This is a genomic window from Candidatus Symbiopectobacterium sp. NZEC127 (assembly GCF_025962675.1).
GTDB lineage: Bacteria > Pseudomonadota > Gammaproteobacteria > Enterobacterales > Enterobacteriaceae > Symbiopectobacterium.
Genome location: NZ_JAGFPG010000001.1, coordinates 824,692 through 848,719, shown reverse-complemented (window position 1 = coordinate 848,719; position 24,028 = coordinate 824,692). Strand labels below are relative to the sequence as shown.

Here is a 24,028-nt window from a genome sequence, read left to right as displayed (position 1 = left end):
TATCACGGGGTGTGGCGACGACACACCCCGCGTAAAACCGACTACCTTAACATCGCGCTTAGCCGTTACGCTTTGGCGCACTGCGCCGCGCTGGACCGGCCTGGCCGTGGCGTTTTACCGCACGACGAATTTGATTCGCTTTCACCCGACGACGCTCGCGCTCAACCGGCAGCTTGCTGGTGGTTTCAGCCGGTAATTGCACCAGTTCGCGCAGGTAGTTAAGTTGCTCGAGCGGCATTTCTGTCCAGCCACCGCGCGGCAACCCTTTTGGTAAGGGAATATCGCCATAGCGCACACGAATCAGGCGGCTTACCTGCACGCCAACCGCTTCCCACAGACGACGCACTTCACGGTTACGCCCTTCGGTCAGCGTGACGTTATACCACTGGTTTAATCCTTCACCGCCGCTGTACTTCAGGGTGCAGAACGATGCAGGACCATCATCAAGCTGTACGCCTTTGGTCAGCAGCTTGAGTTTATCCTCATCCACTTCACCAAACACCCGCACCGCATATTCACGTTCTACTTCATGGCTGGGGTGCATCAAGCGGTTTGCCAATTCGCCGTCGGTAGTGAACAGCAACAGGCCGGAGGTATTCACATCCAGACGCCCTACCGCCACCCAGCGCGAACCGCGCATTTTCGGCAAGCGATCGAACACCGTCGGGCGGCCATCGGGATCGCTCCGGGTGCAAAGCTCACCTTCCGGTTTGTAATAGATCAGTACGCGACAGACCGCTTCTTCGGTTTCTTTAACGGAAACCACATGACCATCGATACGAATGCGGGTTGCCTTGGTCACTTCGACGCGGTCACCCAGCGTCGCAATTTTGCCGTCCACGCTCACACGGCCTGCCTGGATAATACCTTCAATCTCGCGGCGTGAGCCGTGGCCAGCGCGCGCCAGCACTTTTTGTAACTTTTCGCTCATTGAGCAGCCTCAGAGTGTCGCCTTCACAGGCGTCGGATAAAACAATGAGTTAACGTCACTTTCCGTCTAACTCACTGATGAGTATCTGTTTAGCAGAGGAATTCGGGCAATGCCTTCCTCTGTTTATCGCCACATCGCCGTACCCGTAGCACGAGTGGCCGATCATTCTACATGAATTTTAGGTCAAAAAGCGCATCTTGTTTGAGTACAACGCTATATCGGCCGATAATCCTGTTTCCAGGGAACCGTATACGCTATCGCCGACACAACAGGTTAAACGCCCATGACATCAATTTCACCGCTGGTCTGCCGGGATGCCACGCACTACGACAGCCATCAGCTCGCCGCCATATTGACCGAGTGCTTCACGGATTATGTGATCCCTTTTACCCTCGATGGCCCAACGTTTGCCACGCGCTTTAACGCAGAGGGTCTGTCATTGACCGAGAGCCGTATCTGGAGCGCCAACAATAACCCGGTGGCGCTGGCAATCATGGTGCGTCGCGGCTCGCGTTGCCGTTTGGCTGCCTTTGCCATTCATCCGCGCTGGCGTCGTGGCGGGTTGGGAACAGCGATGTTAGGGCGATTGCTGGATGAAGCGCGTCAACGGGGCGACAGCGCCCTGTGGCTCGAAGTGATTAGCAACAATGTGGCTGGCATTGCCTTGTATGACAGGATGGGATTTACGCGCCAGGACACCCTGTGCGGCTTTATTGCCCCTCTACCGGATGAAACAACAAACACAGCCGCACCATTAACACGTTGCGATCCCGTCAGCGTTATCGGCAGCATGATCGCCGCGCCTGATAACGCGTTACCCTGGATGCTCGATCCGTTGGGGACGGTCGCACTGCCGGCACAGGCATATCGCTCGGGCAATGACGCCTATGCCATTGTTGCCACCGCGTTTACCAAACCCCAGTTGCGGGCGCTCTATGTCACGCCCGCCGCCCGGCGACAAGGTCATGCACGACAGTTGCTACAAGCGCTGGCTGTACTGCATCAGGGCATTTCTACCCCTGTCGCGGTGCCGCAGGCGTTGACCCCGTTATTTTTGCAGGCTGGCTGGGAACAGCACCCGATAACCCAATTAACCCTGTGCCACACACTGTCAGAAACGGAAAACTAAGCGCATGGCAGCGGTGCAATCTTACCCGAGTTTCTCACTGAAACGGTGAGATATCACCGGTGCCTTCACGCACCACCACCGGTGCGGAGTCGGTCAAATCAATCACCGTTGTGGGTTTTTGTCCGAGAAATCCACCGTGGATAATTAAATCCACCCGTTTGCCCAGGTGATCCTGAATCTCTTCCGGATCGGACTCCGCAAAATCATTGCCCGGCAACATCAATGTGGTCGACATCAGCGGCTCATTCAGCGCTTCCAGCAACGCCAGCGCTATCTCGTTAGAAGGCACACGCAGACCGATGGTTTTACGTTTTTCACTCATCAACCGACGCGGCACCTCTTTAGTGGCTTTTAAAATAAAGGTGTAATTACCGGGCGTATTGTTTTTAATCAGGCGAAACGCCGCATTATCCACATAGGCATAGGTCGATATTTCAGAAAGATCGCGACACACGATGGTGAAGTTGTGGTTGCTGTCCAGATGGCGAATTTGGCAAATGCGCTCCATGGCATTCTTCTCGCCCAACATGCATCCCAGTGCGTAACCGGAATCGGTGGGATAGACCAGCACACCACCTTTACGCAGCACATCGACGGATTGATTGATCAACCGGGTCTGCGGGTTTTGTGGATGAATATAAAAAAACTGACTCATGATACGTCCTTAAACATCGAATTTAGCGCGACGCGTCGCATCCGTCGCGGTGCAGCGCTTCTGCGCTCACAGGCAGTACTGCCAGCGAGGGATGTTGCCACACCGGCGTCACGCCGCCGGGCAACCAGAGCTTGCGACCCAACTCGATCCAGGCGCAGGGCCGGTGAAAATCAGAGCCCTGCGAGGCATAGAGCTGAAAATCCTGCGCATAGCGCGCCAGTTGAGTACGTTCGTCCGGCGCTTGTTGGCATTGGGCCACTTCCATCGCATCCCCGCTTGCTGCCACAAAACTGGCCAGCACCCGCTTTAGCCATTTGGGCGACAAATCATAGCGCCCAGGATGCGCCAATACCGCTACACCGCCCGCATGATGAATAACATCAACGGCTTCTGCTATTGTACACCACTGCGGCGGGACATATCCGGTTTTCCCTTTTGCCAGATAGGATTTGAACACCTGCCCCACATTGCTGGCTTTGCCCTGTTCCACCAGAAAACGAGCAAAATGACCCCGGGTGATTTCGCCCTCTCCGGCTAGGCGCTGCGCCCCTTCCAGTGCGCCCGGAATACGCGCCTTTTCCAAACGCTCACTGATCGCCTGCGCGCGCTGCCAGCGGCGGCGCTTTTGCTGTTCAAGCAAGTCTGTCAGCGCGGCGTGTTCAGGGTCGATGCCGAGACCGACGATATGAATCTCATGGTTTTCCCACAGCGTGGAGATCTCAACCCCAGGCACCAGCCGCAACGGCAGATTCAATGCGGCTATCGCCTGCTGCGCAGCGGCCAGCCCGCCCACGGTGTCGTGATCGGTAATCGCCAGCACGCCAACGCGCATCTCGACGGCACGTTGCACCAGTTCGCCGGGCGACAGTTCTCCATCCGAAGCGGTAGTGTGGCTGTGCAAATCAAACAGCGGACTGGGAGACAGAGCAACGGAAAGTTCGGACACACAGGCACCTATGGTTGTTAATGCGGCTCAGGGAATCTGAGGCGCGGGACATCATGCCATTAAACACCGCCGCAGGGGAACCACACGACGGCGGTGCGGTATCGATAAAATAAAATACGTTAACCCGTTGACAATGCGCTCATGAACTAGTTAACTAGTACGCAAGTTCAGCGAATAAATGGAAATGTGATAATGGCAACGCACTCTCTCGCAATGGTAAACAGCAGCCCGCGCGGCAGCTTCAAAACCGCTGGTTGGTGGCGCTCTTCCCTGTGGCGGGTGGAGTATTAACGCATAGCTGTTATCACAACATGCAAAATCTCTAAACCCGCTTAATTGGCGGGTTTTTTTATGACTTACTGCTGTGCGATGACGTGAAACCGACATAAACGGGCAGCAGACAACCAGAGTAGCGACGATGCAAACATCAGCAACGATATCTTCATCCACCGATAAGCCGCAGCTTGAACTGCTGCGCAGCGAAGCCGCTTATCGCGATAATCCGAGCGCGGTTTTCCATCAGCTGTGCGGTGCCCGACCGGCGACGCTGCTGCTGGAATCCGCGGAAATTGACAGTAAACAGGATCTGAAAAGCCTGTTGATCATTGATAGCGCACTGCGGATCACCGCACTGGGGCAGCAGGTCTCCATTCAGGCATTGACCGCTAACGGCGCGACGCTGCTGCCATTGCTCGACCAACTATTACCGGCAGATATCGATGTCGCCGTGCGCCCCAACGGTCGTGAGTTAACCTTCCCCGCCGTTGATACCCTGCAAGACGAAGATGCACGTCTGCGTTCGTTGTCAGTTTTTGATGCGTTGCGTCTGCTGCAAACGCTGGTCACCAGCCCCGCCGATGAGCGGGAAGCGATGTTCTTCGGTGGCCTGTTCGCTTACGATTTGGTTGCCGGGTTTGAAGCATTACCGCCGCTCAGCCAACAGCAACGCTGCCCGGATTACTGCTTTTATCTGGCAGAAACCTTGTTGATCCTCGATCACCAACAGCGCGTCACGCATTTACAGGCCAGCCTGTTCACGCCCGATGCCGCCGAACGTCAGCGTCTGCAACACCGTCTGGCACAGTTAGGGCACCAGTTGCAGCAGCCAGCACCCGCGCTGCCGCGCCAGACGCTGACCGATATGACGCTCAGTTGTAACCAGAGCGATGAAGAATACGGTGATGTGGTACGTCAAATGCAGGAAGCGATTCGCATCGGTGAAATCTTCCAGGTGGTGCCGTCACGCCGTTTCTCACTGCCGTGCCCATCGCCGCTGGCCGCGTACCAGACGCTGAAAGAGAACAATCCCAGCCCCTATATGTTCTTTATGCAGGATCAAGACTTCACCTTGTTTGGCGCGTCGCCTGAAAGCTCGCTGAAATACGACGCGGATTCTCGCCAGATTGAAATCTACCCGATTGCCGGTACGCGCCCGCGCGGCCGTCGCGCGGATGGTTCACTGGATCGCGATCTCGACAGCCGCATCGAGCTGGAAATGCGTACTGACCATAAAGAGCTGGCTGAGCACCTGATGCTGGTCGATCTGGCGCGTAACGATCTGGCACGTATCTGTGAAGCAGGCAGCCGCTACGTGGCCGATCTCACCAAGGTCGATCGTTATTCATTCGTGATGCATCTGGTTTCCCGCGTTGTCGGTACGCTGCGTAAGGATTTGGACGTGCTGCACGCCTACCGCGCCTGCATGAACATGGGCACGCTGAGCGGTGCGCCGAAAGTGCGCGCCATGCAACTGATTGCCGACAGTGAAAAAACACGGCGCGGCAGCTACGGCGGCGCCGTGGGCTATTTCACCGCTCACGGCGATTTGGACACCTGCATCGTCATCCGCTCTGCCTATGTTGAAGACGGTATCGCTACCGTGCAGGCCGGTGCGGGCGTGGTGCTCGATTCACAACCGCAGGCGGAAGCCGACGAAACTCGTAATAAAGCGCGCGCGGTGCTTCGCGCCATTGCCACGGCTCACCATGCCAAGGAGATCTTCTGATGGCCGATATCCTGTTGCTCGATAATATTGATTCTTTCACCTACAACCTGGTGGATCAGCTGCGCGCCAGCGGCCACAACGTGGTGATTTACCGTAATCAGGTACCGGTGGACACCCTCATTGCCCGCTTGAAAACACTGGAAAATCCGGTGCTGATGCTCTCGCCCGGCCCCGGCACCCCGGCACAGGCAGGCTGCATGCCTGCGCTGTTAACCCAACTGCGCGGTCGTTTGCCGATTATTGGCGTCTGTCTCGGGCATCAGGCGATTGTTGAAGCCTATGGCGGTCACGTGGGTCAAGCCGGTGAAATCCTGCACGGTAAAGCCTCGTCCATTGAGCACGACGGCCAGGCGATGTTTCAGGGATTACCTAACCCACTGCCGGTCGCGCGTTACCACTCGCTGGTAGGCAGTCAGGTGCCTGATGAACTCACGGTCAATGCCCATTTTAACGGCATGGTGATGGCAGTGCGTCACGACGCCGATCGCGTCTGCGGCTTCCAGTTTCACCCCGAATCTATCCTGACCACTCACGGTGCCCGTCTGCTGGAGCAGACGCTGGCGTGGGCGCTGGCATAAGCCTTATCGCGACCCACAACAAAAATCATTACCGAATTTAAGGATATGTTATGCACGCATCTGTGAATACGCTGGCCGCCGCACCTATCGACGCCACACTGGAAAAACAAGCCATTCTCGAGAAACTGTTTGGCGCTCAGGCCATCTCGCGCGCGGAGAGTCAGGCGCTGTTCAGCGCGATTGTGCACGGTGAGTTGGAGCCCGCGCAGTTGGCAGCCGCACTGATCAGCATGAAGGTTCGCGGTGAACACCCGGAAGAGATCGCCGGTGCGGCTGCGGCCTTACTGGCGGATGCGCAACCTTTTCCGCGTCCCGACTATCTGTTTGCCGATATCGTCGGCACGGGCGGCGATGGCACCAACAGTATCAATATCTCTACGGCCAGCGCGTTCGTGGCCGCTGGCTGTGGCGTGAAGGTTGCCAAGCACGGTAATCGCAGCGTCTCCAGCCGTTCCGGCTCATCCGATCTGCTGTCCGCGTTCGGCATTAAACTGGATATGGCACCCGAACAATCGCGTCAGGCGCTGGACGATCTCGGCGTCTGCTTTTTGTTTGCACCGCAGTACCACACCGGATTCCGCCATGCGATGCCGGTACGCCAGTTGTTGAAAACGCGCACGCTGTTTAACGTGCTGGGCCCGCTGATTAACCCGGCACGCCCGCCGCTGGCGCTGATTGGGGTTTACAGCCCGCATCTGGTGACGCCCATCGCCGAAACGCTGCGCGTGCTCGGCTATCAACGCGCCGCCGTGGTGCACGGCGGCGGTATGGATGAAGTCGCGCTGCACGCCCCTACGCAAGTGGCGGAATTACGTGATGGCAAGGTGGAAACCTATGAATTGACCCACCGCGATTTTGGTCTGGAAAGCGCCCCGCTTTCTGCACTCCAGGGCGGGCTGCCCGAAGAAAACCGTGATATTCTGGCGCGTCTGTTACAAGGCAAAGGCGAACGCGCGCACGGTAATGCCGTGGCCGCCAACGTCGCATTATTGCTGCGTCTGTTCGGGCAAGAAGATTTGCGCCAGAACGCGCAGCAGGCATTGGATGTTATTCACAGCGGGCAGGCCTATCAGCGCGTGACAGCGCTCGCCGCCAGAGGGTAAAGGTGCTATGCAAGAGTCAGAACTGAACAAGACCGTATTGGGTAACATCGTTAAAGATAAAGTGAGTTGGATTGTTGCGCGCCAGCAAGCACAGCCGTTATCCAGCTTTCAAGCGGATCTTGTTCCCAGCCAGCGCGATTTTTATGCGGCGCTCAAACATAAAAAGCCCGCGTTTATTCTGGAATGCAAAAAGGCATCGCCTTCCAAGGGGCTGATTCGCGAAGATTTTGATCCGGTGGCCATTGCCCGCGTCTACAGCGATTACGCCTCCGCCATCTCGGTACTGACCGATGAGAAATATTTTCAGGGCAGTTTTGATTTTCTACCGCGCATCAGCGCTGTCGTCAGGCAGCCGGTGCTGTGCAAGGATTTCATCATCTCGGAATACCAGATTTATCTGGCGCGCCATTATCAGGCCGATGCCATTCTGCTGATGCTGTCGGTGCTGGACGATCATGAGTACCGCGAACTGGCTCAGGTGGCGCACAGCCTGAAAATGGGCGTATTGACAGAAGTGAGTAACGAGGCCGAGCTGGAACGGGCTATCGCGCTCAAGGCTCGCGTGGTCGGTATCAACAATCGCGATTTGCGCGATCTGTCTATCGACCTCGACCGCACGCGCACGCTGGCACCGCGCTTGCCCAAAAATGTTACGGTAATCAGTGAATCCGGCATTCATAACGCCGCACAAATCCGCGAGCTCAGCGCCTATGCCAACGGTTTTCTGGTTGGCAGTTCGCTGATGTCAGAGCCTAATCTGTCGTTAGCGGTGCGCCGCCTGATCCTAGGTGAGAATAAGGTGTGTGGGCTCACACGTGCCATGGACGCCGCGGCGGCGTACAACGCCGGTGCGGTGTATGGCGGGTTGATCTTTGTGCCCTCCTCTCCACGCTATGTTACACCGGCGTTCGCACCGACGGTGATGTCCGGTGCACCGTTGCGCTACGTTGGCGTATTTCGTAACGCGCCTGCCGCTGAGATTGCACAGACGGCCCGACAACTGGGGTTGTTCGCCGTGCAACTGCACGGCAATGAAAATCAGACCGCCATTGATGACCTGCGCGCGCTGCTGCCCACCACCTGCCAGATCTGGAAAGCGCTCAGCGTTGAAAAAAGACTGCCCAAACGCGATTTTGCCGGTGTGAATCGCTACCTGTTCGATAACGGACAAGGCGGCAGCGGCGAGCGTTTTGACTGGAATTTATTGCATGAGGCCGATCTGAGTAACGTGCTGTTGGCCGGTGGCGTGAATGTGTTTAATAGCGCTAAAGCCGCACAGCTCGGCTGTGCCGGACTGGATGTTAACTCAGGTGTCGAAAGCGAACCCGGGATCAAAGACGCGGTGAAAATACATGCCGCCTTTGCCCCGCTCTACCCGCAATAATCGCCGGACAGTACGGCGCGACACGCTTCAATTTTTCGATTAGCACTGACAGGAAAGACAGGAACATTATGACGTTACTTAATCCTTACTTTGGTGAATTCGGCGGGCAGTATGTGCCGCAGATACTGATCCCCGCGTTACAGCAATTGGAACAGGCCTTTGTTGACGCACAGAAAGATCCTGAATTTCAGGCCGCCTTTACCGATTTGCTGAAAAACTATGCGGGTCGTCCCACGGCGCTCACCCGCTGCCGCAATCTGACCCAGGGCACACGCGCCACGCTGTATCTCAAGCGTGAAGATCTGCTGCACGGTGGCGCACATAAAACCAACCAGGTGTTGGGCCAGGCGCTGCTGGCCCAGCGCATGGGGAAAACCGAGATCATCGCTGAAACCGGCGCAGGGCAGCACGGTGTAGCAACCGCACTGGCCTGTGCCCTGCTCGGTCTGAAATGCCGTATCTATATGGGGGCCAAAGACGTCGAGCGTCAGTCACCCAACGTGTTCCGTATGCGACTGATGGGTGCCGAAGTGATCCCGGTGCACAGCGGCTCTTCTACCCTGAAAGATGCCTGTAACGAGGCGCTGCGCGACTGGTCTGGCAGCTATGACAAGGCACACTATTTATTGGGCACCGCCGCCGGGCCACACCCGTTCCCGACCATTGTGCGTGAATTCCAGCGCATGATTGGTGAAGAGACCAAAGCGCAGATTCTGGAGCACGAAGGGCGTTTACCTGACGCCGTTATCGCCTGCGTCGGCGGCGGCTCCAACGCCATCGGCATGTTTGCCGATTTCATCGAAGAAACCCCGGTGCGTTTGATTGGCGTTGAACCTGCGGGACTGGGTATTGAGAGCGGGCAACACGGCGCACCGCTGAAACACGGCCGCGTGGGAATCTATTTTGGCATGAAATCGCCCATGATGCAGACCTCCGACGGCCAAATCGAGGAGTCCTACTCCCTTTCTGCCGGGCTGGATTTCCCGTCAGTCGGTCCGCAGCACGCCCACCTGAACAGTATTGGGCGCGCCGACTACGTCTCTATTACCGATGATGAAGCGCTTGACGCGTTTCAGGAGCTGTCCCGCCATGAAGGCATCATTCCGGCACTGGAATCGTCTCACGCGCTGGCACATGCCTTGAAGATGATTCGTCAGGAGCCTGAAAAAGAGCAACTGCTGGTGGTTAACCTCTCTGGCCGCGGCGATAAAGACATATTTACAGTGCACGATATTTTGAAAGGTCGGGGGGAGATCTGATGGAGCGTTATCAACAACGGTTTGCACAGTTGGCTGAAAAGAAAGAAGGTGCCTTTGTTCCCTTTGTTACCTTAGGCGATCCAACCCCGGCACTCTCATTGCAGATTATTGATACCTTAATCGATGCCGGTGCCGATGCGTTAGAATTAGGCATTCCCTTTTCCGATCCGTTGGCGGACGGCCCCACGATTCAGGCCGCAACCTTGCGCGCGTTTGAAGCGGGGGTCACCCCCGGGCACTGTTTTGAGATGCTGGCGGCCATCCGTCAGAAGCACCCCACCATGCCTATTGGCCTGTTGATGTACGCCAATCTGGTATTCAGCAACGGTATCGATGCTTTTTATCAGCGCTGTGCCGACGCGGGCGTTGATTCCGTGCTGATCGCCGACGTGCCGATTGAAGAATCTGCACCCTTCCGCGCCGCTGCGTTGCGACACAATGTTGCACCGATTTTTATCTGCCCGCCTAACGCGAGTGACGCCTTGCTCAGAGAGATTGCCTCTCATGGCCGCGGCTATACTTACCTGTTGTCGCGTGCGGGCGTGACGGGCGCGGAGAAGCGCGCTGAGCTGCCGTTGCACCACCTGATAGCCACGCTGACGGAGTATCACGCTGCGCCTTCTTTGCAAGGCTTTGGTATTTCAGAACCGTCACAGGTAAAAGAGGCTATCGCTTCCGGTGCCGCTGGCGCGATTTCTGGCTCTGCCATTGTGCGAATCATTGAACAACATCGCCACCAGCCAGACGTAATGTTGGCAAAACTGCATGATTTCGTCAGTCGTATGAAAGCCGCTACGCGCGTCTGATCCTGACTTTTCTCCCCTCCCCGCCAGCTATTCCTCTGGCGGGGATAGCATTTTTCACTGCGTTATCGCGAAAATCCCGCCGTTTATCAGACCTGACACCGGACATGGCAGTGGGAAAAATATTTTTTTACCCTGACAAGACCCTATTTATGATTATTTTACGGAGAAATTCATTGCTGGGGAAATCGATTTTTAACACAATCAAATAATCAACAATAAATATATTTCAATTTGCGTTAATTTGTAAAAAATAATTTCTAATTGAAAGATAAACTTCAAAACAGAAATATATAAAATTCAAAACGATATTTCAATTTTAAATACATAAAATTTCGCTTGATTAATTGAACGAAATCACAAAAATGAAATAGCTGAACTAATATCTGATTTTGAAGATCTTGTTCACATTACTGTAAGAAAGAATACATACAATGGACTTGCTATAAAAAAGTAGCGTCTTCTCTTTAATAATAATTCTCTTGACATGGGATAATATAATGAAAGCTAAATTACTCGCGGTGTTGGTAACCTCGTTAGTCAGCATGAGCAGCATGGCTGTGACCTTTGATTACCGTCATGAAATGAGAGATACCACCAGCGCAAACCATCAAGATCGTCTGCTGATCTCCAACCGTTTTGATAACGGTTTTGGCCTGTCCATGGAAGCCAAATGGAAACAGCACGGCAACGATACTACGCCGAACAAACCGTACAACGAACCTGTTAGCAACGGCACGGAAGTAACTGCAAGTTACCTGTACAAGTTTGATAAAACATTTGGTCTTGAAGCTGGCCTGAACTTTGTATCAGACAGCAACAGTTCAAAATACCGTCCATATATCAAGGGTACAGCAAACATTACTGATTCTCTGTACTATGGCCTGCGCTATCGTCCGTTCTACCAACGTAACAGCAACAACATCGGTCAAGCTGGCAAAAACACCGACATGAGCGGTTACACCATTACCAGCACCTTGGGCTATAAATTGCCTGCAAACTTCAACATTGAATACGAATTTGAATACAACAAAAACACCAAAGCGGGTTCTGTTGGTTACATCGCCGACAAAGACAACGACAACATGACTCACAACGTCAAGCTGGCGTACAAGTATGACAAAAACTGGACCCCGTACGTTGAAGTGGGCAACATCGAAGGCAGCACTGTCACTGACGAGCGTCAAACTCGTTACCGTGTTGGTGTGCAGTACAACTTCTAATCGCTAAACGTTTATTACGTTAGCCTTATTGGTTAGTTTTACCCTGTGTTGAAAAACGGCGGATTAATACCCGCCGTTTTTTTGTACCAGTAGAATATATAGTTTAGTGCGTGATAGTTTATCTGGAAATAAATACGGCGCTCGAAAGCGCCGCAAGTATAATTGTTAATATCAGGTTGTGATTCTATTAAAAGCGATAGCCAACCCCAAACATAAAGGTGAATGGATCGAGCCGAGTGCTGATCGATTGTGGGCCAGCAGGCGAATTAAAACGGACGTCGGTATCAATATCCATCCACCAAATCGAGGCATTAATCAGCCAGTTTTTATCCAGGTTATAATCCAACCCGGCCTGTGCGGCCACCCCCCACGAGTTTTTCGCACTGAGATCGCTTAAGCCCATACTCTTACCATGATCGTTGAATTTCTCATCGAAAAATAGGGTGTAGTTGATCCCCACCCCCAGATACGGACGCAGCTTATCTTTCGCATCACGAAAATAATACTGCGCCATTAAAGACGGGGGCAAATGGCTCACCTGTGCCACATTACCGACCGTTTGCAACCCAACATTGTGCGTAAACGGGGTTGCAGCCAGCAATTCAACACCGATGTTATCCGTGACCATGTAGCTGAACGTCAGCCCCAACTGCGTATCGTTATCGACCTTAAAAGAGCTGACACCCAGCACCGTGTCCCCACCCGCATTTGGGCGCACGGTAGCCGTTCCTGCACGCACAATAAAATCACCTGCCTGATGCGCCTGAGCGAAAACAGGCAGCAACGTTGCGACGAGTAGAGCCAAAGACGTTTTTTTCATTATTACCCACTCCCTTTATATGGTTTAAAGTCGAGCGCAGAATACCTCTAAGTAGGTATTCTTGTTTTAAGCCAGATCACAACTTTCACGCTAAAAAAGCGAAATCCAAAACACATCAAGATGAGCTAAATGCTTAAAAATCCTAAAATTGATTCACATCAATTTTTAGTTTAAAGCGCATTTAGTGCGCAGGGTAATACTGAGCCTTCACGGCGCTGAGGCCGTAGCGCTATAGTGAATGACTGCCCGGCCCCCTGTGATGGCGTTGTGGAAGAGGTCAACCATGGATACGTCGAACCGGAAATCGAATATCGGAGATAACCTCAACAGCTGCCTGCGATGCGGTGCCTGCTGCGGTTTTTTTCGCGTCTCATTTTACTGGGCAGAGGCTGATGACGGCGGCGGACTGACGCCAGCAAGCCTGACAGAACCCATTACCCCGTTTATCCGCTGTATGCAGGGCACCAACAGCACAGCGCACTGCCGCTGTGTTGCGCTTGAAGGCGAGATCGGTCAGGCTGTCAGTTGCAACATCTATGCACAGCGCCCCTCACCGTGCCGTGAGTTTTTACGGTCTGGTGAGAACGGTGAGGAAAATGACGCCTGCAATCGCGCCAGAGCCCGCTATGGCTTGCCCCCGCTTTACCCTGCCGAATAAATTTGCAGCGAATACCCTTTTCAGACGTGCAGCAAGGTGCAACCTTTTGAGGTAACAGGTTACAATGTGGATCATTGGGCGCGGAGACGCGTCGTTTTCACTGTTGAATAGCCAAGGAGCCTTCATGTCTATCACGGCCGGTACCCTCTACCGTGACACTATGAATTTTACGCGTAACCAACTTATCGGCCTGTTGTTGCTGTCATTACTCACGGCGGTCATTACTGTCATGTTAAATCAGGCATTAATACCGGCACCGGAACAGTTACAGCTATTGAGTAATGTCAGTGGCGATCTCTCCAGCACCGGCCAGTTGGGGCTGCACGATCTGATTCAACAAATGACGCCCGAGCAACAGATGGTGCTGCTTAAAGTTTCCGCAGCCAGCACCTTTGCCGCACTGGTCGGAAATGCGTTGCTGACCGGCGGTGTGTTGACGCTGGTGAGACAGGTTTCGGCCGGACAAGCCACCAGCGCGCTGCGCGCGATTGGTGCCTCCGCACCGCTGCTGCCGCGACTGTTCTTTTTGATCCTGGTGGGTACCATTTTAGTGCAACTGGGTATGCTGCTGTTGATCGTGCCGGGGGTGTTGCTGGCCATCGCAGTCAGTTTATCTCCCGTGATCGCCGCGGTTGAGAATAAAGGCGTTTTCGCCTCCATCCGCCTCAGCGCAAAGCTCGCCTATGCCAATCTGAAGCTGATTGCTCCTGCTGTGCTCTTTTGGTTGTTGGCAAAGGTTGCCCTGCTGATGCTGGTAGCGCGTCTGCCGCTGGCATCGCCTACCACCATGGCAATCCTGATGAATGGGGTGAGTAACCTGATCTCTGCGCTCTTTTTGATTTACCTTTTCCGTCTGTATATGTTGCTGCGTCAATAATGAGCGAGCATGCCGTCTGCGGGCGGCATGTTTGATTAACAGAAAAGTAATGTTCTGCAAATTCTTACGATAAAACAGGATGCGAATGGCGCAATCAAGGATAATGACAACCAGCAGCAGACGATCGCCTACGGGTGAATGTGGTTAATCTTTGGCACCTCGCGTTGTAATGGGTCGATATAATGAAGCAACTTCTTGATTTTTTACCTTTAGTTATTTTTTTCGTCGTATATAAACTGCACGATATCTTTTGGGCAACTGGCGCGCTGATCGCTGCCACACTCGCTGCTTTTCTCTACAGCTGGTACAAATTTCGCAAAGTGGAAAAAACCATGCTGGTCACCGTGGTGTTGGTGGCGGTGTTCGGCGGGCTGACTATCTATTTCCATAACCCCGAATTCATCAAATGGAAAGTGACGATCATCTATGCGCTGTTCGCCGGTGCGTTACTGATTGGCCAGTGGTTTTTCAACAAGTCGCTGATTCAGAGCATGCTGGGCAAAGAGATTACGCTGCCGCAGCCGGTGTGGCGCAAGCTGAATACGGCCTGGGCGCTGTTTTTCATTGCCTGTGGACTGCTCAATATCTATGTCGCGTTCTGGTTGTCAGAAGGGCTGTGGATGAACTTCAAAGTGTTTGGGCTGACAGGGCTCACCTTGTTGTTTACACTTGCCTGTGGCGTGTATATCTATCGCCATCTGCCGCCTGAGCAGAACAATAACGAAAGCAAACAGTAATCCTTTAACCGTTAACCTGAGACGACGATGAGCACTACTCAAACTGCACCTCACGGTGAGCTGGTTCTGCGCACGCTGGCCATGCCCGCAGATACCAATGCCAATGGCGATATCTTTGGTGGCTGGCTGATGTCGCAAATGGACATTGGCGGTGCCATCATGGCGAAAGAGATTGCCGAAGGGCGCGTTGTCACAGTACGCGTTGACGGCATGAGCTTCCTCAAGCCTGTCGCCGTCGGTGACGTGGTTTGCTGCTATGCCCGCTGTCTGCGTACCGGGCGCAGTTCGTTGGATATCAACGTTGAAGTGTGGGTGAAGAAGGTCTCCACCGCCCCCATCGGGCAACGTTACCGTGCAACCCAGGCGCTTTTCACCTACGTTGCGGTGGATGAAGCGGGCCATCCCTGCGAACTACCGGCCGGGAAAAGCCACTTTACCGCACCCGACCCGGCCCCTTAACGTCATCGGGCTTGGGCAAAAAAAAGAACCGCATTTGCGGTTCTTTTTTTTGGTTTGCATGGGCTAGTTTATTCAACCACGGCACCGCCATCAATTTTAAAGATGATGGTTACCTGCAAATCCTTGCCCGGTTTTCCCGCTTCGTAACGCCATTTACGCATTGCCTGACGAATATCGCGTTCAAACATGTTGCGCGGCTGAGCGTTCAGCACGCGAATATTGTCTACTCGCCCTTCGCTATCCACATCAAACTGAAGCGTTGCCCGGCCTTCTACGCGCAGCGCAAAAGCGCGTGCCGGATACTGCGGTTGCGCACGACTCAACGGCCGCGGTCCTGATGACTGCGCTGAGGCAGACGGTGCCGGGGCTTGGCGCACAGGCGCATTGTCACGGGTTTTGCTGGCATCCTCCGAGGTAAACGGCGAAGGAGGCTGTTTCTCATCTGCCTTCTCTTGCGTCTTCTTCGGTGGCTCAACCTTTTTCTTTACCGGCTCCGTTTTCGGTTTCGGCTTGGGCTTCGGTTCTGGCTTGGGCTCTGGTAACGGGATCGCGACAGGCTGCGGTAAGGGTTCCGGCTCAGGCTCCGGTTGTTTCACTGCCTCGACCTGCGGTTCTGGCTCCGGCTCGGGCTGTGCGGCCTGCGGTGCAGGGGCCGCTTCCGTCGCCGCAGGCGCAACCATCACGACGCTGATCGGCTTCGTCGCTTGCGGAAGTTCAAGTGCGTCATTAAACGATGCGTATAACAATACGGCGATTAATCCACCATGAACGCCAACAGAAAGTAAAAAAGACCAGGATTGGCGGCGGATACCTAATAAAGTTGTTTGCGGCATAATTTTTCGTTGTCCTCTTAGCCGCCCAAGTTTAAATGCAAATAGCAATCATATTCAATAAGAACCCGATAGTTTGTTAAAAAAACCACTGGCGGAGTATGATGGTATTTTCACGCTATTCCCTTGAGGATTATCAAGATGTTGTACATCATTTTTGCTCAGGACGTTTCCGGTTCATTGTCTAATCGTCTGGCTGCACGCCCTGCCCATTTGGCACGACTGCAAACCTTGCGCGATGAAGGTCGCTTGCTGACGGCAGGTCCGTTACCCGCCGTTGATAGTGAAACGCCCGGTGATGCAGGATTTACCGGTTCCGCGGTTATCGCAGAATTTCCCTCTCTGAGCGATGCGCAGCGCTGGGCCGATGCCGATCCCTACGTGGCCGCAGGCGTGTACCAGAGCGTAACCGTAAAACCCTATAAAAAGGTATTTTAACCCTGCAATTTCAACGGTTATTTTGTTTAAGACAGCATTTATGACGCAGCAAAAGCGCCCGGTTTGGCGCGTTTTTGCTGTATTACCGGCAGCAATTCAACGCCATATCTATTTCAGTGAATTTGAACAACATCAGCTACTGAAGGAAAAAGCTGAAATAATATAGTCATTTAACAATGTTAGGGTACTGACTCTTGTTGATTGAGAGCCAGGACTTATGCTAGCACAATTCGCGTTTCTGAAGGGAAAAGGGACATTGTTCCGCAGATTCCGACCCAGCATTTTTTTGGGGTTATTGCTGATTATCGGTTTGTTTTCACTGCTGCAACTGATGTCGATCGCGATTATTTCCAACACCATGACCCAGGTACAGCGTGATACCGCTGCCAACGATCGTTTACGTGAACAACAGGCGCTGTTGGATCAGGCGCGTATGGCGGCGATGACCGCCAGCGATAAGCTAAACCGGGCTGGCATCTACCTGATGGTTGATAAAGAAACCGGTTCCGTCGGCAGTTGGAATAGCCTGATGGAAGAGGCGCAAGTCTCACTCAAACAGGCTCAGGACTATTATCAACAGATCGAAAAACCTGACGACAATGACAGTGACAGTCAGGCGTTACTGCGTAGCTACCAACAATTGTATCAAGGGTTGGTCGAACTGGCTGACGGGATCAAACAGAGCAATCAGATCGATATCTTTTTTATGGTGCCGATTCAGGCTTACCAAAATGATTTTACGCAGAAATACGGCCACTATCTGGCGAATAATGCCTCACACCAAAAGCAGCACGGGGAACAATTTCTGATTTCCCTCGACCGCACTCACACCATCTTCATGGTGGTTCTCGGGCTGCTGCTGGCCGTCTCGCTGTGCGTGTGGGCCACCGTAAACCGGATCATCATTCGCCCCCTCAACCGCATTATTCATCACCTTGGACGCATTGCGTCGGGCGATCTCTCCCAGCAACTTGATGAGAACAGCGGCTGCACCCGCGAAATCGCTGTGTTAAATCGCAGCATGGCGCAAATGCAATCCGGGTTAACCAATCTTGTTAGCCAAGTGCGCCACGGCATTGACGGCATGACGCAGCACGTTGACCGCGTCGCGGTGGATAATCAGGCGCTGTTTTCACAGGCGCGCCTGCAAGCCAATGAGCTTAAAGCGACCACGGACAACATTCTTCAGTTGAATGCACAACTGGCGCAGCACACCCAGCATACCGAGCAGGCCAGCCAGCATGCCTTGAATACCAGCTCCATGGCGGCTCACGGTGAATTGATGATGAATGACGTGCATGCTGCGATGTCCGATATCACCGGACGCACCAAAGAGATGACGGATGCTATCGGGATGATTGAAAACGTGGCGTTTCAAACGCACATTCTTTCATTGAATGCCGCCATTGAGGCCGCGCGAGCGGGTGAACTGGGACGCGGTTTCGCGGTGGTTGCCCGTGAGGTTGGTACTCTGGCAGCGCAGAGTAGCCAGTCGGCACAGCACATTAATGTACTGATTCGCGACTCAGACAGCAGCGTCGCGACCGGTGCCAAATTGGTCAAGAAATTGAGCGACAGTCTGCAAAATATCATCAGCTCCGCGCAGGGCACCGGTGCTTTTCTTAATGAAATCGCCGACATTTCCTCGCAGCAAACCCAGCACATTCAGGCGGTAACTGACCGCATTCAAACCCTGAACGATACGGTCAAACAGAATGTCAGTCAGGTCGAAGCCAGCGCCGATACCTTCAATTCGTTACTGGACCAGACCGAGCAATTGCGCTCATCCGTCACCCTCTTCACCCTGCCCACCGCAAACGCGCTGGAAACGGGGCAACCTGCCTCATCCGCGCTATTAGGAATGGCGCGCTAGCCGCGCACGGACGACGCACTAACAAACAACGGCCACAACGTGTGGCCGTTCAGACAGCTAACATGTCCGTTTGGACCACTACCACTCGTAGGCCACCGCATACAGCAGAGCACGACGCTGATGTTTCTGTTGCAGATAACGGGCATAGTGAATATGCCGATAGGTGCGTGACTGGGCTTCCAACCAACGACCTCTGCGTCGTTGAACCTGGCGTAACATGCGCCACCGGATCACTTCATTTCTGCTGCGTCTCATGACAACACTCTTTATCGAAAACGGGAGGGGGTGCGGCGTGGTAGTATAGCGCGTTCTCAGGTCATTCCAAGCACCCTGGCCTTTTTGCTGTGTCGGTACCGGCAATTTCGCCCTATTCTATTCAGACGAAAGGAATTTCCTCTTTTGACAAACTATGCGTACACTTTATGTCAATCGTGTGCTGAAGGGATCTGTACGCTGCTATGACCACTTTTTACACGCTGTTAAGTTGGCTACTGGTTCTGGGTTACTGGCTGCTGATCGCTGGCGTCACACTTCGCGTCTTGATGAAGCGCCGTGCGGTTCCTTCTGCAATGGCCTGGTTGCTGGTCATCTATATTCTGCCGCTGGTCGGTATTATCGCCTACCTCTCGTTTGGTGAGTTGCATCTGGGTAAGCGGCGCGCCGAACGCGCCAGCCGCATGTGGCCTTCAACGGCAAAATGGCTGCGGGAACTGGCCGAGTATCGGCAGATCTTCGCCACGGAGAACAGTGAAGTGGCTCGCTCGCTGTTCCAACTGTGCGAGCGCCGCCAGGGGATTGGCGGCATCAAGGGAAACCAGTTGCAACTGTTGACCACCTTTGAAGACACCATCAAAGGCCTGGTGCGGGATATCGACCTGGCACGCAGCGACATCGAGATGGTGTTTTACATCTGGCAACCCGGCGGGTTAGTAGAACAGGTCACTGCGGCCTTGAAAAAAGCGGCGCAACGCGGCGTAACCTGTCGAATTTTGCTGGATTCTGCGGGCAGCGTCGATTTCTTCCACAGCACAGCCCCGTCACAGATGCGCGATGCAGGTATTGAGGTGGTGGAAGCTCTTAAGGTCAACCTGTTTCGTGCTTTTCTGCGTCGCATGGATTTACGCCAGCACCGCAAAGTGATCCTGATTGATAACCGGATTGCCTATACTGGCAGCATGAACATGGTCGATCCGCGCTTTTTCAAACAGGATGCGGGCGTCGGCCAGTGGGTCGATTTGATGGCGCGTATTGAAGGTCCGATCACTACCACCATGGGCATCATCTATTGCTGCGACTGGGAAATGGAAACGGGTCAACGCCTGTTGCCTCCACCGCCGGACGTCGGGCTAATGCCGTTCGAACAGGAACGCGGACATACCGTGCAAGTGATTGCATCCGGTCCGGGCTACCCCGAAGACATGATCCACCAAGCGCTGCTGACGGCCGTCTACTCCGCGCGACACCAGTTGATCATGACCACGCCCTACTTCGTGCCCAGTGACGATCTGCTGCACGCCATCTGTACCGCGGCACAGCGCGGCGTCGATGTCAGCATTATCTTGCCGCACAAAAACGACTCGGTGTTAGTCGGCTGGGCCAGCCGCGCTTTTTTCAATGAGCTGTTTGCCGCAGGAGTAAAAATCTATCAGTTTCAAGATGGATTACTGCACACCAAAAGCGTGTTGGTCGATGGACAACTCAGTCTGGTAGGCACCGTTAATCTCGACATGCGCAGCCTGTGGCTTAACTTCGAAATCACGCTGGTGATCGACGATGACGGCTTTGGCAGCGATCTGGCCTGCGTGCAGGAAGACTACATCGCACGTTCACGCCTGATGGATGAAAGTAAATGGCAACAGCGTCCCTACTGGCAGCGTATTGTCGAGCGGCTGTTTTACTTTTTCAGCCCGTTTTTGTGATGCCCGAGCTCCTGATAATCGCCGTGCGTTGCGCTGTCAATAGCCGAGCCGTCATGTTCTAATAGTGCCATTACTGAATCTATGGAAATGTCTTATGGACCTGAATAACCGTCTTACGGAAGATGAAACGCTTGAGCAAGCCTACGATATCTTTCTTGAACTGGCGTCAGACAACCTCGACCCGGCGGATATCATCCTGTTCAATCTTCAATTTGAAGAGCGCGGCGGTGCGGAATTATTCGATCCTGCCGAGGACTGGCAAGAACATGTCGATGTCGATTTGAATCCGGACTTTTTTGCTGAAGTGGTGATTGGTTTGGCAGCAAAAGATGGCGACCCGATCGACGACGTGTTTGCGCGTATTTTGATTTGCCGGGAAAAAGACAACAAGATGTGCCATATCTTGTGGCGTGAGTAACTCGCCGCGCTGAAGGCCTGCACATGCGCAGGCCTTTTTTATGCTCAGCCTTGTAGCGGATCGACTTTCAGACACGAGACCGCATGGGTAAAATTGCCTTCCAGCAACGGGCGCGTCTTGACACAGGTTTCGCTGGCTATCGGACAGCGGGTGCAAAATACGCAGCCGGTGGGCGGGTTAATCGGTGAAGGCAACTCCCCCTCCAACAGCTGTATCCGCTTGCTGCGCTCTTTGTCGGGATCGGGGATCGGCACTGCCGACATCAGCGCCTGGGTGTAAGGGTGCAACGGGTTGCCAAACAAGGCGTCATCGGTTGCCAACTCCACGGCGTGCCCGAGATACATCACCAGTACGCGATCGGAAATGTGTTTCACCACCGAGAGATCGTGCGCGATAAAAATCAGCGACAGTTGCATTTCCTTCTGCAATTGACGCAGCAGATTCACCACCTGCGCCTGAATCGACACATCGAGCGCCGATACCGGCTCATCACAAATAATCAACTTGGGGCGTAAAATCAACGCCCGGGCAATACCGATACGCTGGCACTGGCCTCCGGAAAACTCGTGGGGATAGCGGTTAATCTGGTTAGGCAGTAACCCCACCTTCTGCATCATATTTTTGACGCGCTCGTTGATCACTTGCCGGGACAGATCGTTACGATAAGTGCGCAGCGGCTCGGCAATGATCTCACCCACCGTCATACGCGGGTTAAGAGACGCCAGCGGGTCTTGAAAAATCATTTGAATATCGTTGCGAACGTGACGCCACCCGTCCTGATGGATGTGGCACAAATCCTGACCCAACCAGCAAATCTGTCCGCTGGTGGCTTTCACCAGCCCGATGATGGCACGCGCCAGGGTCGATTTACCGCAACCCGATTCACCGACGATACCCAGCGTTTCACCTTCATAGAGGCGAAACGTGACGCCATCGACCGCTCTGAGCGACTGTGCGGGTTGCCAGAACCATTTTTTGCGCGCATTGACAGCGAAATGTACACAGAGGTCACGTACGTCGAGGATGACGCGTTTTTCCTGTTGGGTTGTCATAGCACCTCCTCTACCGCGCGAAAACAGGCACGCATCCGACCCGCATCAAACGTGGTTAACGCGGGCACCTCCTGGCAACGCTCCATGGCATAAGGACAGCGGGGAAGGAAGGGACACCCCGGCGGTAAATGCAACAAATTGGGCGGATTACCGGGTATCGTGGCCAGCGTTTCGTCACTGACGTCCAGACGGGGCACTGCGTTCAACAATCCTACCGAATAAGGGTGCGAGGGACGATAAAATACATCGCGCGCGCTGCCATACTCCATAGTGCGACCCGCATACATCACCAACACCTTGTCACAAATGCCTGCCACCACGCCTAAATCATGGGTAATCATGATGATGGCGGTGTTGAATTCCCGTTTTAAATCCGCAAGCAACATCATCATTTGCGCCTGAACCGTCACATCCAGCGCCGTGGTCGGTTCATCGGCGATCAGCAGCTTTGGCTGACACAGCAGCGCCATGGCAATCATCACCCGTTGGCGCATGCCGCCGGAAAACTCATGGGGGTACATCTTCATCCGCTGTCGCGCCTCTGGCATGCGCACCGCATCCAGCATGTTAACCGCACCGTCGAACGCTTCGCTGCGACTGCACCCCTGATGAAACATCAGCACTTCCATCAGTTGTTCACCGACGCGCATATAAGGATTGAGCGAGGTCATCGGATCCTGAAAAATCATGGCGATCTCTTTCGCCCGCAGCTTATTGAGCGATTTTTCAGGCAGATTAAGAATCTCATGCCCGATAAAGCGGGCCGAGCCGCTGGCTTGGCCATTTGCCGCCAGCAACCCCATCAGCGCGAACGCGGTCTGTGATTTTCCCGAGCCTGATTCTCCGACAATGCCCAGCGTTTCGCCCTGATCAATGGTAAAACTCAGCGCGTTCACCGCCGTGACATCACCTTCCTCGGTGGCAAATCGCACGCTGAGATCCGTCACGCTCAGTAACGGGTGCAGCGCGCGCAGGTTATCCCCTCTCTGTTCTGCGTCTTTTGCAATCATAGCGGCTCCTTAACGATCCTTCGGGTCCAGGGCATCCCGTAAGCCATCGCCGATAAAATTAAAACAAAACAGGGTGACAACCAAAAACGCGGCCGGAAACAGCAGCAGCCAAGGCGACACTTCCATTGAGTTCGCACCGTCATTGAGCAGCGAGCCCCTGCTGCTGAGCGGCTCTTGCACGCCCAGCCCAAGAAAACTTAAAAACGATTCGAACAGGATCATGCTGGGAACCAGCAATGACGCGTAAACCACCACGACGCCCAGCACATTTGGCACGATATGGCGTAACACAATGCCCGTGGTAGAAACGCCGCACACCACTGCCGCTTCAATAAACTCTTTACGTTTGAGGCTGAGCGTCTGCCCGCGCACAATTCTCGCCATATCGAGCCACGACACCATGCCAATCGCAATAAAGATCAACAGTAGCTGCTGCCCAAAAAAGGTCACCAGCAGAATGACGAAAAACATAAACGGGAAGGAGTTCAGGATCTCCAGCCAGCGCATCATGATGGAATCGACCTTGCCGCCCGCGTAACCCGAAATGGCCCCGTACAGCGTCCCCACCAGCACGGCAATCAGCGCGGCGGCAATGCCCACCATCAACGAAATTCTCCCGCCGATGGCAACGCGCACCAGCAGGTCTCGGCCGTTAGAATCGGTACCAAAATAGTGCTTTGAGGCCAAATCCGGTCCCTGCGACATCATGGCAAAATCCGTATCGGCAAAATTGAAAGGGGACAACAGCGGAGCCAGCGTAACAAACAGCGCAATGCTCCCCAGCATCATCAGGCTCGCCACGGCGGCCCGGTGATGCATAAACCGCCGCCCGGCATCCTGCCAGAGGCTGCGTCCTTTGATGTCCAATGATTGCCCCATCTGCATCAGCGCGTGATGATTCTGCTTTCTAAACATCCTCAC

General features: G+C 54.0%; 23 protein-coding genes, 1 pseudogene and 1 other annotated feature. Of the genes and pseudogenes, 15 read left to right on the top strand and 9 right to left on the bottom strand.

Annotation, left to right across the window (positions count from 1 at the left end; translation table 11 throughout):
• Positions 1 to 58: 58 nt before the first annotated feature.
• Entirely contained in the window at positions 59 to 931 is an 873-nt protein-coding gene (gene rluB, locus J5069_RS04070) for a 23S rRNA pseudouridine(2605) synthase RluB (protein WP_264642643.1), read from the bottom strand.
• A 283-nt stretch (positions 932 to 1,214) separates the two neighbouring features.
• Between rluB and J5069_RS04065 the strand changes: the two genes are divergently transcribed.
• The gene (locus J5069_RS04065) at positions 1,215 to 2,060 is read left to right on the top strand and encodes a GNAT family N-acetyltransferase (RefSeq protein WP_264642642.1); all 846 of its coding nucleotides are present in this window, start codon (positions 1,215 to 1,217) and stop codon (positions 2,058 to 2,060) included.
• Between the two features lie 34 nt (positions 2,061 to 2,094).
• On the opposite strand, the gene J5069_RS04060 is transcribed toward J5069_RS04065, so the two are convergent.
• Together J5069_RS04060 and rnm are read right to left on the bottom strand one after the other, a co-directional pair.
• Entirely contained in the window at positions 2,095 to 2,715 is a 621-nt protein-coding gene (locus J5069_RS04060) for an L-threonylcarbamoyladenylate synthase (protein ID WP_264642641.1), read from the bottom strand.
• A gap of 22 nt (positions 2,716 to 2,737) precedes the next feature.
• Entirely contained in the window at positions 2,738 to 3,661 is a 924-nt protein-coding gene (gene rnm, locus J5069_RS04055; RefSeq protein WP_264642640.1) for an RNase RNM, read from the bottom strand.
• A gap of 249 nt (positions 3,662 to 3,910) precedes the next feature.
• Positions 3,911 to 4,014, top strand: a sequence feature (Trp leader region).
• A 65-nt stretch (positions 4,015 to 4,079) separates the two neighbouring features.
• Here rnm and J5069_RS04050 point away from each other — a divergent pair.
• The 6 genes and pseudogenes from J5069_RS04050 (at position 4,080) to J5069_RS04025 (ending at position 12,016) form a co-directional block, all read left to right on the top strand.
• Positions 4,080 to 5,666, top strand: coding sequence for an anthranilate synthase component 1 (locus J5069_RS04050; RefSeq protein ID WP_264642639.1), 1,587 nt, complete (start codon positions 4,080 to 4,082; stop codon positions 5,664 to 5,666).
• Positions 5,666 to 7,347 (top strand): annotated as a pseudogene (gene trpD / locus J5069_RS04045) (anthranilate phosphoribosyltransferase). Before J5069_RS04050 ends, trpD begins: the two are co-directional and overlap by 1 nt.
• 7 nt (positions 7,348 to 7,354) lie before the next feature.
• Entirely contained in the window at positions 7,355 to 8,731 is a 1,377-nt protein-coding gene (gene trpCF / locus J5069_RS04040; RefSeq protein ID WP_264642638.1) for a bifunctional indole-3-glycerol-phosphate synthase TrpC/phosphoribosylanthranilate isomerase TrpF, read from the top strand.
• Positions 8,732 to 8,796: 65 nt separating this feature from the next.
• Positions 8,797 to 9,990 (top strand): tryptophan synthase subunit beta, encoded by a 1,194-nt coding sequence (gene trpB / locus J5069_RS04035; protein ID WP_264643722.1) that lies wholly within the window; start codon positions 8,797 to 8,799, stop codon positions 9,988 to 9,990.
• Complete coding sequence (gene trpA / locus J5069_RS04030; protein ID WP_264642636.1) at positions 9,990 to 10,796, top strand: tryptophan synthase subunit alpha; 807 nt, start codon at positions 9,990 to 9,992, stop codon at positions 10,794 to 10,796. Before trpB ends, trpA begins: the two co-directional genes overlap by 1 nt.
• 497 nt (positions 10,797 to 11,293) lie before the next feature.
• The gene (locus tag J5069_RS04025) at positions 11,294 to 12,016 is read left to right on the top strand and encodes an oligogalacturonate-specific porin KdgM family protein (protein ID WP_264642635.1); all 723 of its coding nucleotides are present in this window, start codon (positions 11,294 to 11,296) and stop codon (positions 12,014 to 12,016) included.
• 187 nt (positions 12,017 to 12,203) lie between these two features.
• Here the strand turns inward: J5069_RS04025 and ompW are convergent, their stop codons facing one another.
• Positions 12,204 to 12,836, bottom strand: a complete 633-nt coding sequence (gene ompW, locus J5069_RS04020; protein ID WP_264642634.1) for an outer membrane protein OmpW — start codon at positions 12,834 to 12,836, stop codon at positions 12,204 to 12,206.
• Positions 12,837 to 13,119: 283 nt separating this feature from the next.
• Here ompW and J5069_RS04015 point away from each other — a divergent pair, with 283 nt between their 5' ends.
• The 4 genes from J5069_RS04015 (at position 13,120) to yciA (ending at position 15,567) form a co-directional block, all read left to right on the top strand.
• A complete protein-coding gene (locus J5069_RS04015) occupies positions 13,120 to 13,494 on the top strand; it encodes a YkgJ family cysteine cluster protein (protein ID WP_264642633.1) in 375 nt (124 codons plus the stop codon).
• Positions 13,495 to 13,618: 124 nt separating this feature from the next.
• On the top strand, positions 13,619 to 14,371 hold the full coding sequence (locus J5069_RS04010) for a YciC family protein (RefSeq protein ID WP_264642632.1): 753 nt from the start codon (positions 13,619 to 13,621) through the stop codon (positions 14,369 to 14,371).
• Positions 14,372 to 14,553: 182 nt separating this feature from the next.
• A complete protein-coding gene (locus J5069_RS04005; RefSeq protein WP_222160695.1) occupies positions 14,554 to 15,108 on the top strand; it encodes a septation protein A in 555 nt (184 codons plus the stop codon).
• A 27-nt stretch (positions 15,109 to 15,135) separates the two neighbouring features.
• Positions 15,136 to 15,567, top strand: coding sequence for an acyl-CoA thioester hydrolase YciA (gene yciA / locus J5069_RS04000; protein ID WP_264642631.1), 432 nt, complete (start codon positions 15,136 to 15,138; stop codon positions 15,565 to 15,567).
• Positions 15,568 to 15,635: 68 nt separating this feature from the next.
• On the opposite strand, the gene tonB is transcribed toward yciA, so the two are convergent.
• Entirely contained in the window at positions 15,636 to 16,400 is a 765-nt protein-coding gene (gene tonB / locus J5069_RS03995; RefSeq protein ID WP_264642630.1) for a TonB system transport protein TonB, read from the bottom strand.
• A 138-nt stretch (positions 16,401 to 16,538) separates the two neighbouring features.
• On the opposite strand from tonB, the gene J5069_RS03990 reads away from it, so the two are divergent.
• Both J5069_RS03990 and J5069_RS03985 read left to right on the top strand, forming a co-directional pair.
• The gene (locus tag J5069_RS03990) at positions 16,539 to 16,835 is read left to right on the top strand and encodes a YciI family protein (RefSeq protein ID WP_264642629.1); all 297 of its coding nucleotides are present in this window, start codon (positions 16,539 to 16,541) and stop codon (positions 16,833 to 16,835) included.
• 217 nt (positions 16,836 to 17,052) lie between these two features.
• On the top strand, positions 17,053 to 18,708 hold the full coding sequence (locus J5069_RS03985; protein ID WP_264642628.1) for a methyl-accepting chemotaxis protein: 1,656 nt from the start codon (positions 17,053 to 17,055) through the stop codon (positions 18,706 to 18,708).
• A 78-nt stretch (positions 18,709 to 18,786) separates the two neighbouring features.
• On the opposite strand, the gene J5069_RS03980 is transcribed toward J5069_RS03985, so the two are convergent.
• Positions 18,787 to 18,963, bottom strand: a complete 177-nt coding sequence (locus J5069_RS03980; protein WP_196907077.1) for a YciY family protein — start codon at positions 18,961 to 18,963, stop codon at positions 18,787 to 18,789.
• Between the two features lie 203 nt (positions 18,964 to 19,166).
• Here J5069_RS03980 and cls point away from each other — a divergent pair, with 203 nt between their 5' ends.
• Both cls and J5069_RS03970 read left to right on the top strand, forming a co-directional pair.
• On the top strand, positions 19,167 to 20,627 hold the full coding sequence (gene cls, locus J5069_RS03975) for a cardiolipin synthase (protein WP_264642627.1): 1,461 nt from the start codon (positions 19,167 to 19,169) through the stop codon (positions 20,625 to 20,627).
• A 94-nt stretch (positions 20,628 to 20,721) separates the two neighbouring features.
• Positions 20,722 to 21,045 carry an HI1450 family dsDNA-mimic protein gene (locus J5069_RS03970; protein WP_264642626.1) on the top strand — a complete coding sequence of 108 codons (324 nt, stop codon included), beginning with the start codon at positions 20,722 to 20,724 and terminating at the stop codon, positions 21,043 to 21,045.
• Between the two features lie 44 nt (positions 21,046 to 21,089).
• Here the strand turns inward: J5069_RS03970 and oppF are convergent, their stop codons facing one another.
• The 3 genes from oppF to oppC are packed head-to-tail and all read right to left on the bottom strand — an operon-like array spanning position 21,090 to position 24,022.
• Complete coding sequence (gene oppF / locus J5069_RS03965) at positions 21,090 to 22,097, bottom strand: murein tripeptide/oligopeptide ABC transporter ATP binding protein OppF (protein ID WP_264642625.1); 1,008 nt, start codon at positions 22,095 to 22,097, stop codon at positions 21,090 to 21,092.
• Positions 22,094 to 23,107, bottom strand: coding sequence for an oligopeptide ABC transporter ATP-binding protein OppD (oppD, locus tag J5069_RS03960; protein ID WP_264642624.1), 1,014 nt, complete (start codon positions 23,105 to 23,107; stop codon positions 22,094 to 22,096). Before oppD ends, oppF begins: the two co-directional genes overlap by 4 nt.
• 9 nt (positions 23,108 to 23,116) lie before the next feature.
• Entirely contained in the window at positions 23,117 to 24,022 is a 906-nt protein-coding gene (gene oppC / locus J5069_RS03955) for an oligopeptide ABC transporter permease OppC (RefSeq protein ID WP_264642623.1), read from the bottom strand.
• Positions 24,023 to 24,028 lie beyond the last annotated feature (6 nt).

Coding starts and splice junctions, on each gene's coding strand:
- rluB (WP_264642643.1), bottom strand. CDS start 931: ATGAGCGAAAAGTTACAAAAAGTGCTGGCGCGCGCTGGCCACGGCTCA.
- J5069_RS04065 (WP_264642642.1), top strand. CDS start 1,215: ATGACATCAATTTCACCGCTGGTCTGCCGGGATGCCACGCACTACGAC.
- J5069_RS04060 (WP_264642641.1), bottom strand. CDS start 2,715: ATGAGTCAGTTTTTTTATATTCATCCACAAAACCCGCAGACCCGGTTG.
- J5069_RS04050 (WP_264642639.1), top strand. CDS start 4,080: ATGCAAACATCAGCAACGATATCTTCATCCACCGATAAGCCGCAGCTT.
- trpCF (WP_264642638.1), top strand. CDS start 7,355: ATGCAAGAGTCAGAACTGAACAAGACCGTATTGGGTAACATCGTTAAA.
- trpA (WP_264642636.1), top strand. CDS start 9,990: ATGGAGCGTTATCAACAACGGTTTGCACAGTTGGCTGAAAAGAAAGAA.
- J5069_RS04025 (WP_264642635.1), top strand. CDS start 11,294: ATGAAAGCTAAATTACTCGCGGTGTTGGTAACCTCGTTAGTCAGCATG.
- ompW (WP_264642634.1), bottom strand. CDS start 12,836: ATGAAAAAAACGTCTTTGGCTCTACTCGTCGCAACGTTGCTGCCTGTT.
- J5069_RS04015 (WP_264642633.1), top strand. CDS start 13,120: ATGGATACGTCGAACCGGAAATCGAATATCGGAGATAACCTCAACAGC.
- J5069_RS04010 (WP_264642632.1), top strand. CDS start 13,619: ATGTCTATCACGGCCGGTACCCTCTACCGTGACACTATGAATTTTACG.
- J5069_RS04005 (WP_222160695.1), top strand. CDS start 14,554: ATGAAGCAACTTCTTGATTTTTTACCTTTAGTTATTTTTTTCGTCGTA.
- yciA (WP_264642631.1), top strand. CDS start 15,136: ATGAGCACTACTCAAACTGCACCTCACGGTGAGCTGGTTCTGCGCACG.
- tonB (WP_264642630.1), bottom strand. CDS start 16,400: ATGCCGCAAACAACTTTATTAGGTATCCGCCGCCAATCCTGGTCTTTT.
- J5069_RS03990 (WP_264642629.1), top strand. CDS start 16,539: ATGTTGTACATCATTTTTGCTCAGGACGTTTCCGGTTCATTGTCTAAT.
- J5069_RS03985 (WP_264642628.1), top strand. CDS start 17,053: ATGCTAGCACAATTCGCGTTTCTGAAGGGAAAAGGGACATTGTTCCGC.
- J5069_RS03980 (WP_196907077.1), bottom strand. CDS start 18,963: ATGAGACGCAGCAGAAATGAAGTGATCCGGTGGCGCATGTTACGCCAG.
- cls (WP_264642627.1), top strand. CDS start 19,167: ATGACCACTTTTTACACGCTGTTAAGTTGGCTACTGGTTCTGGGTTAC.
- J5069_RS03970 (WP_264642626.1), top strand. CDS start 20,722: ATGGACCTGAATAACCGTCTTACGGAAGATGAAACGCTTGAGCAAGCC.
- oppF (WP_264642625.1), bottom strand. CDS start 22,097: ATGACAACCCAACAGGAAAAACGCGTCATCCTCGACGTACGTGACCTC.
- oppD (WP_264642624.1), bottom strand. CDS start 23,107: ATGATTGCAAAAGACGCAGAACAGAGAGGGGATAACCTGCGCGCGCTG.
- oppC (WP_264642623.1), bottom strand. CDS start 24,022: ATGTTTAGAAAGCAGAATCATCACGCGCTGATGCAGATGGGGCAATCA.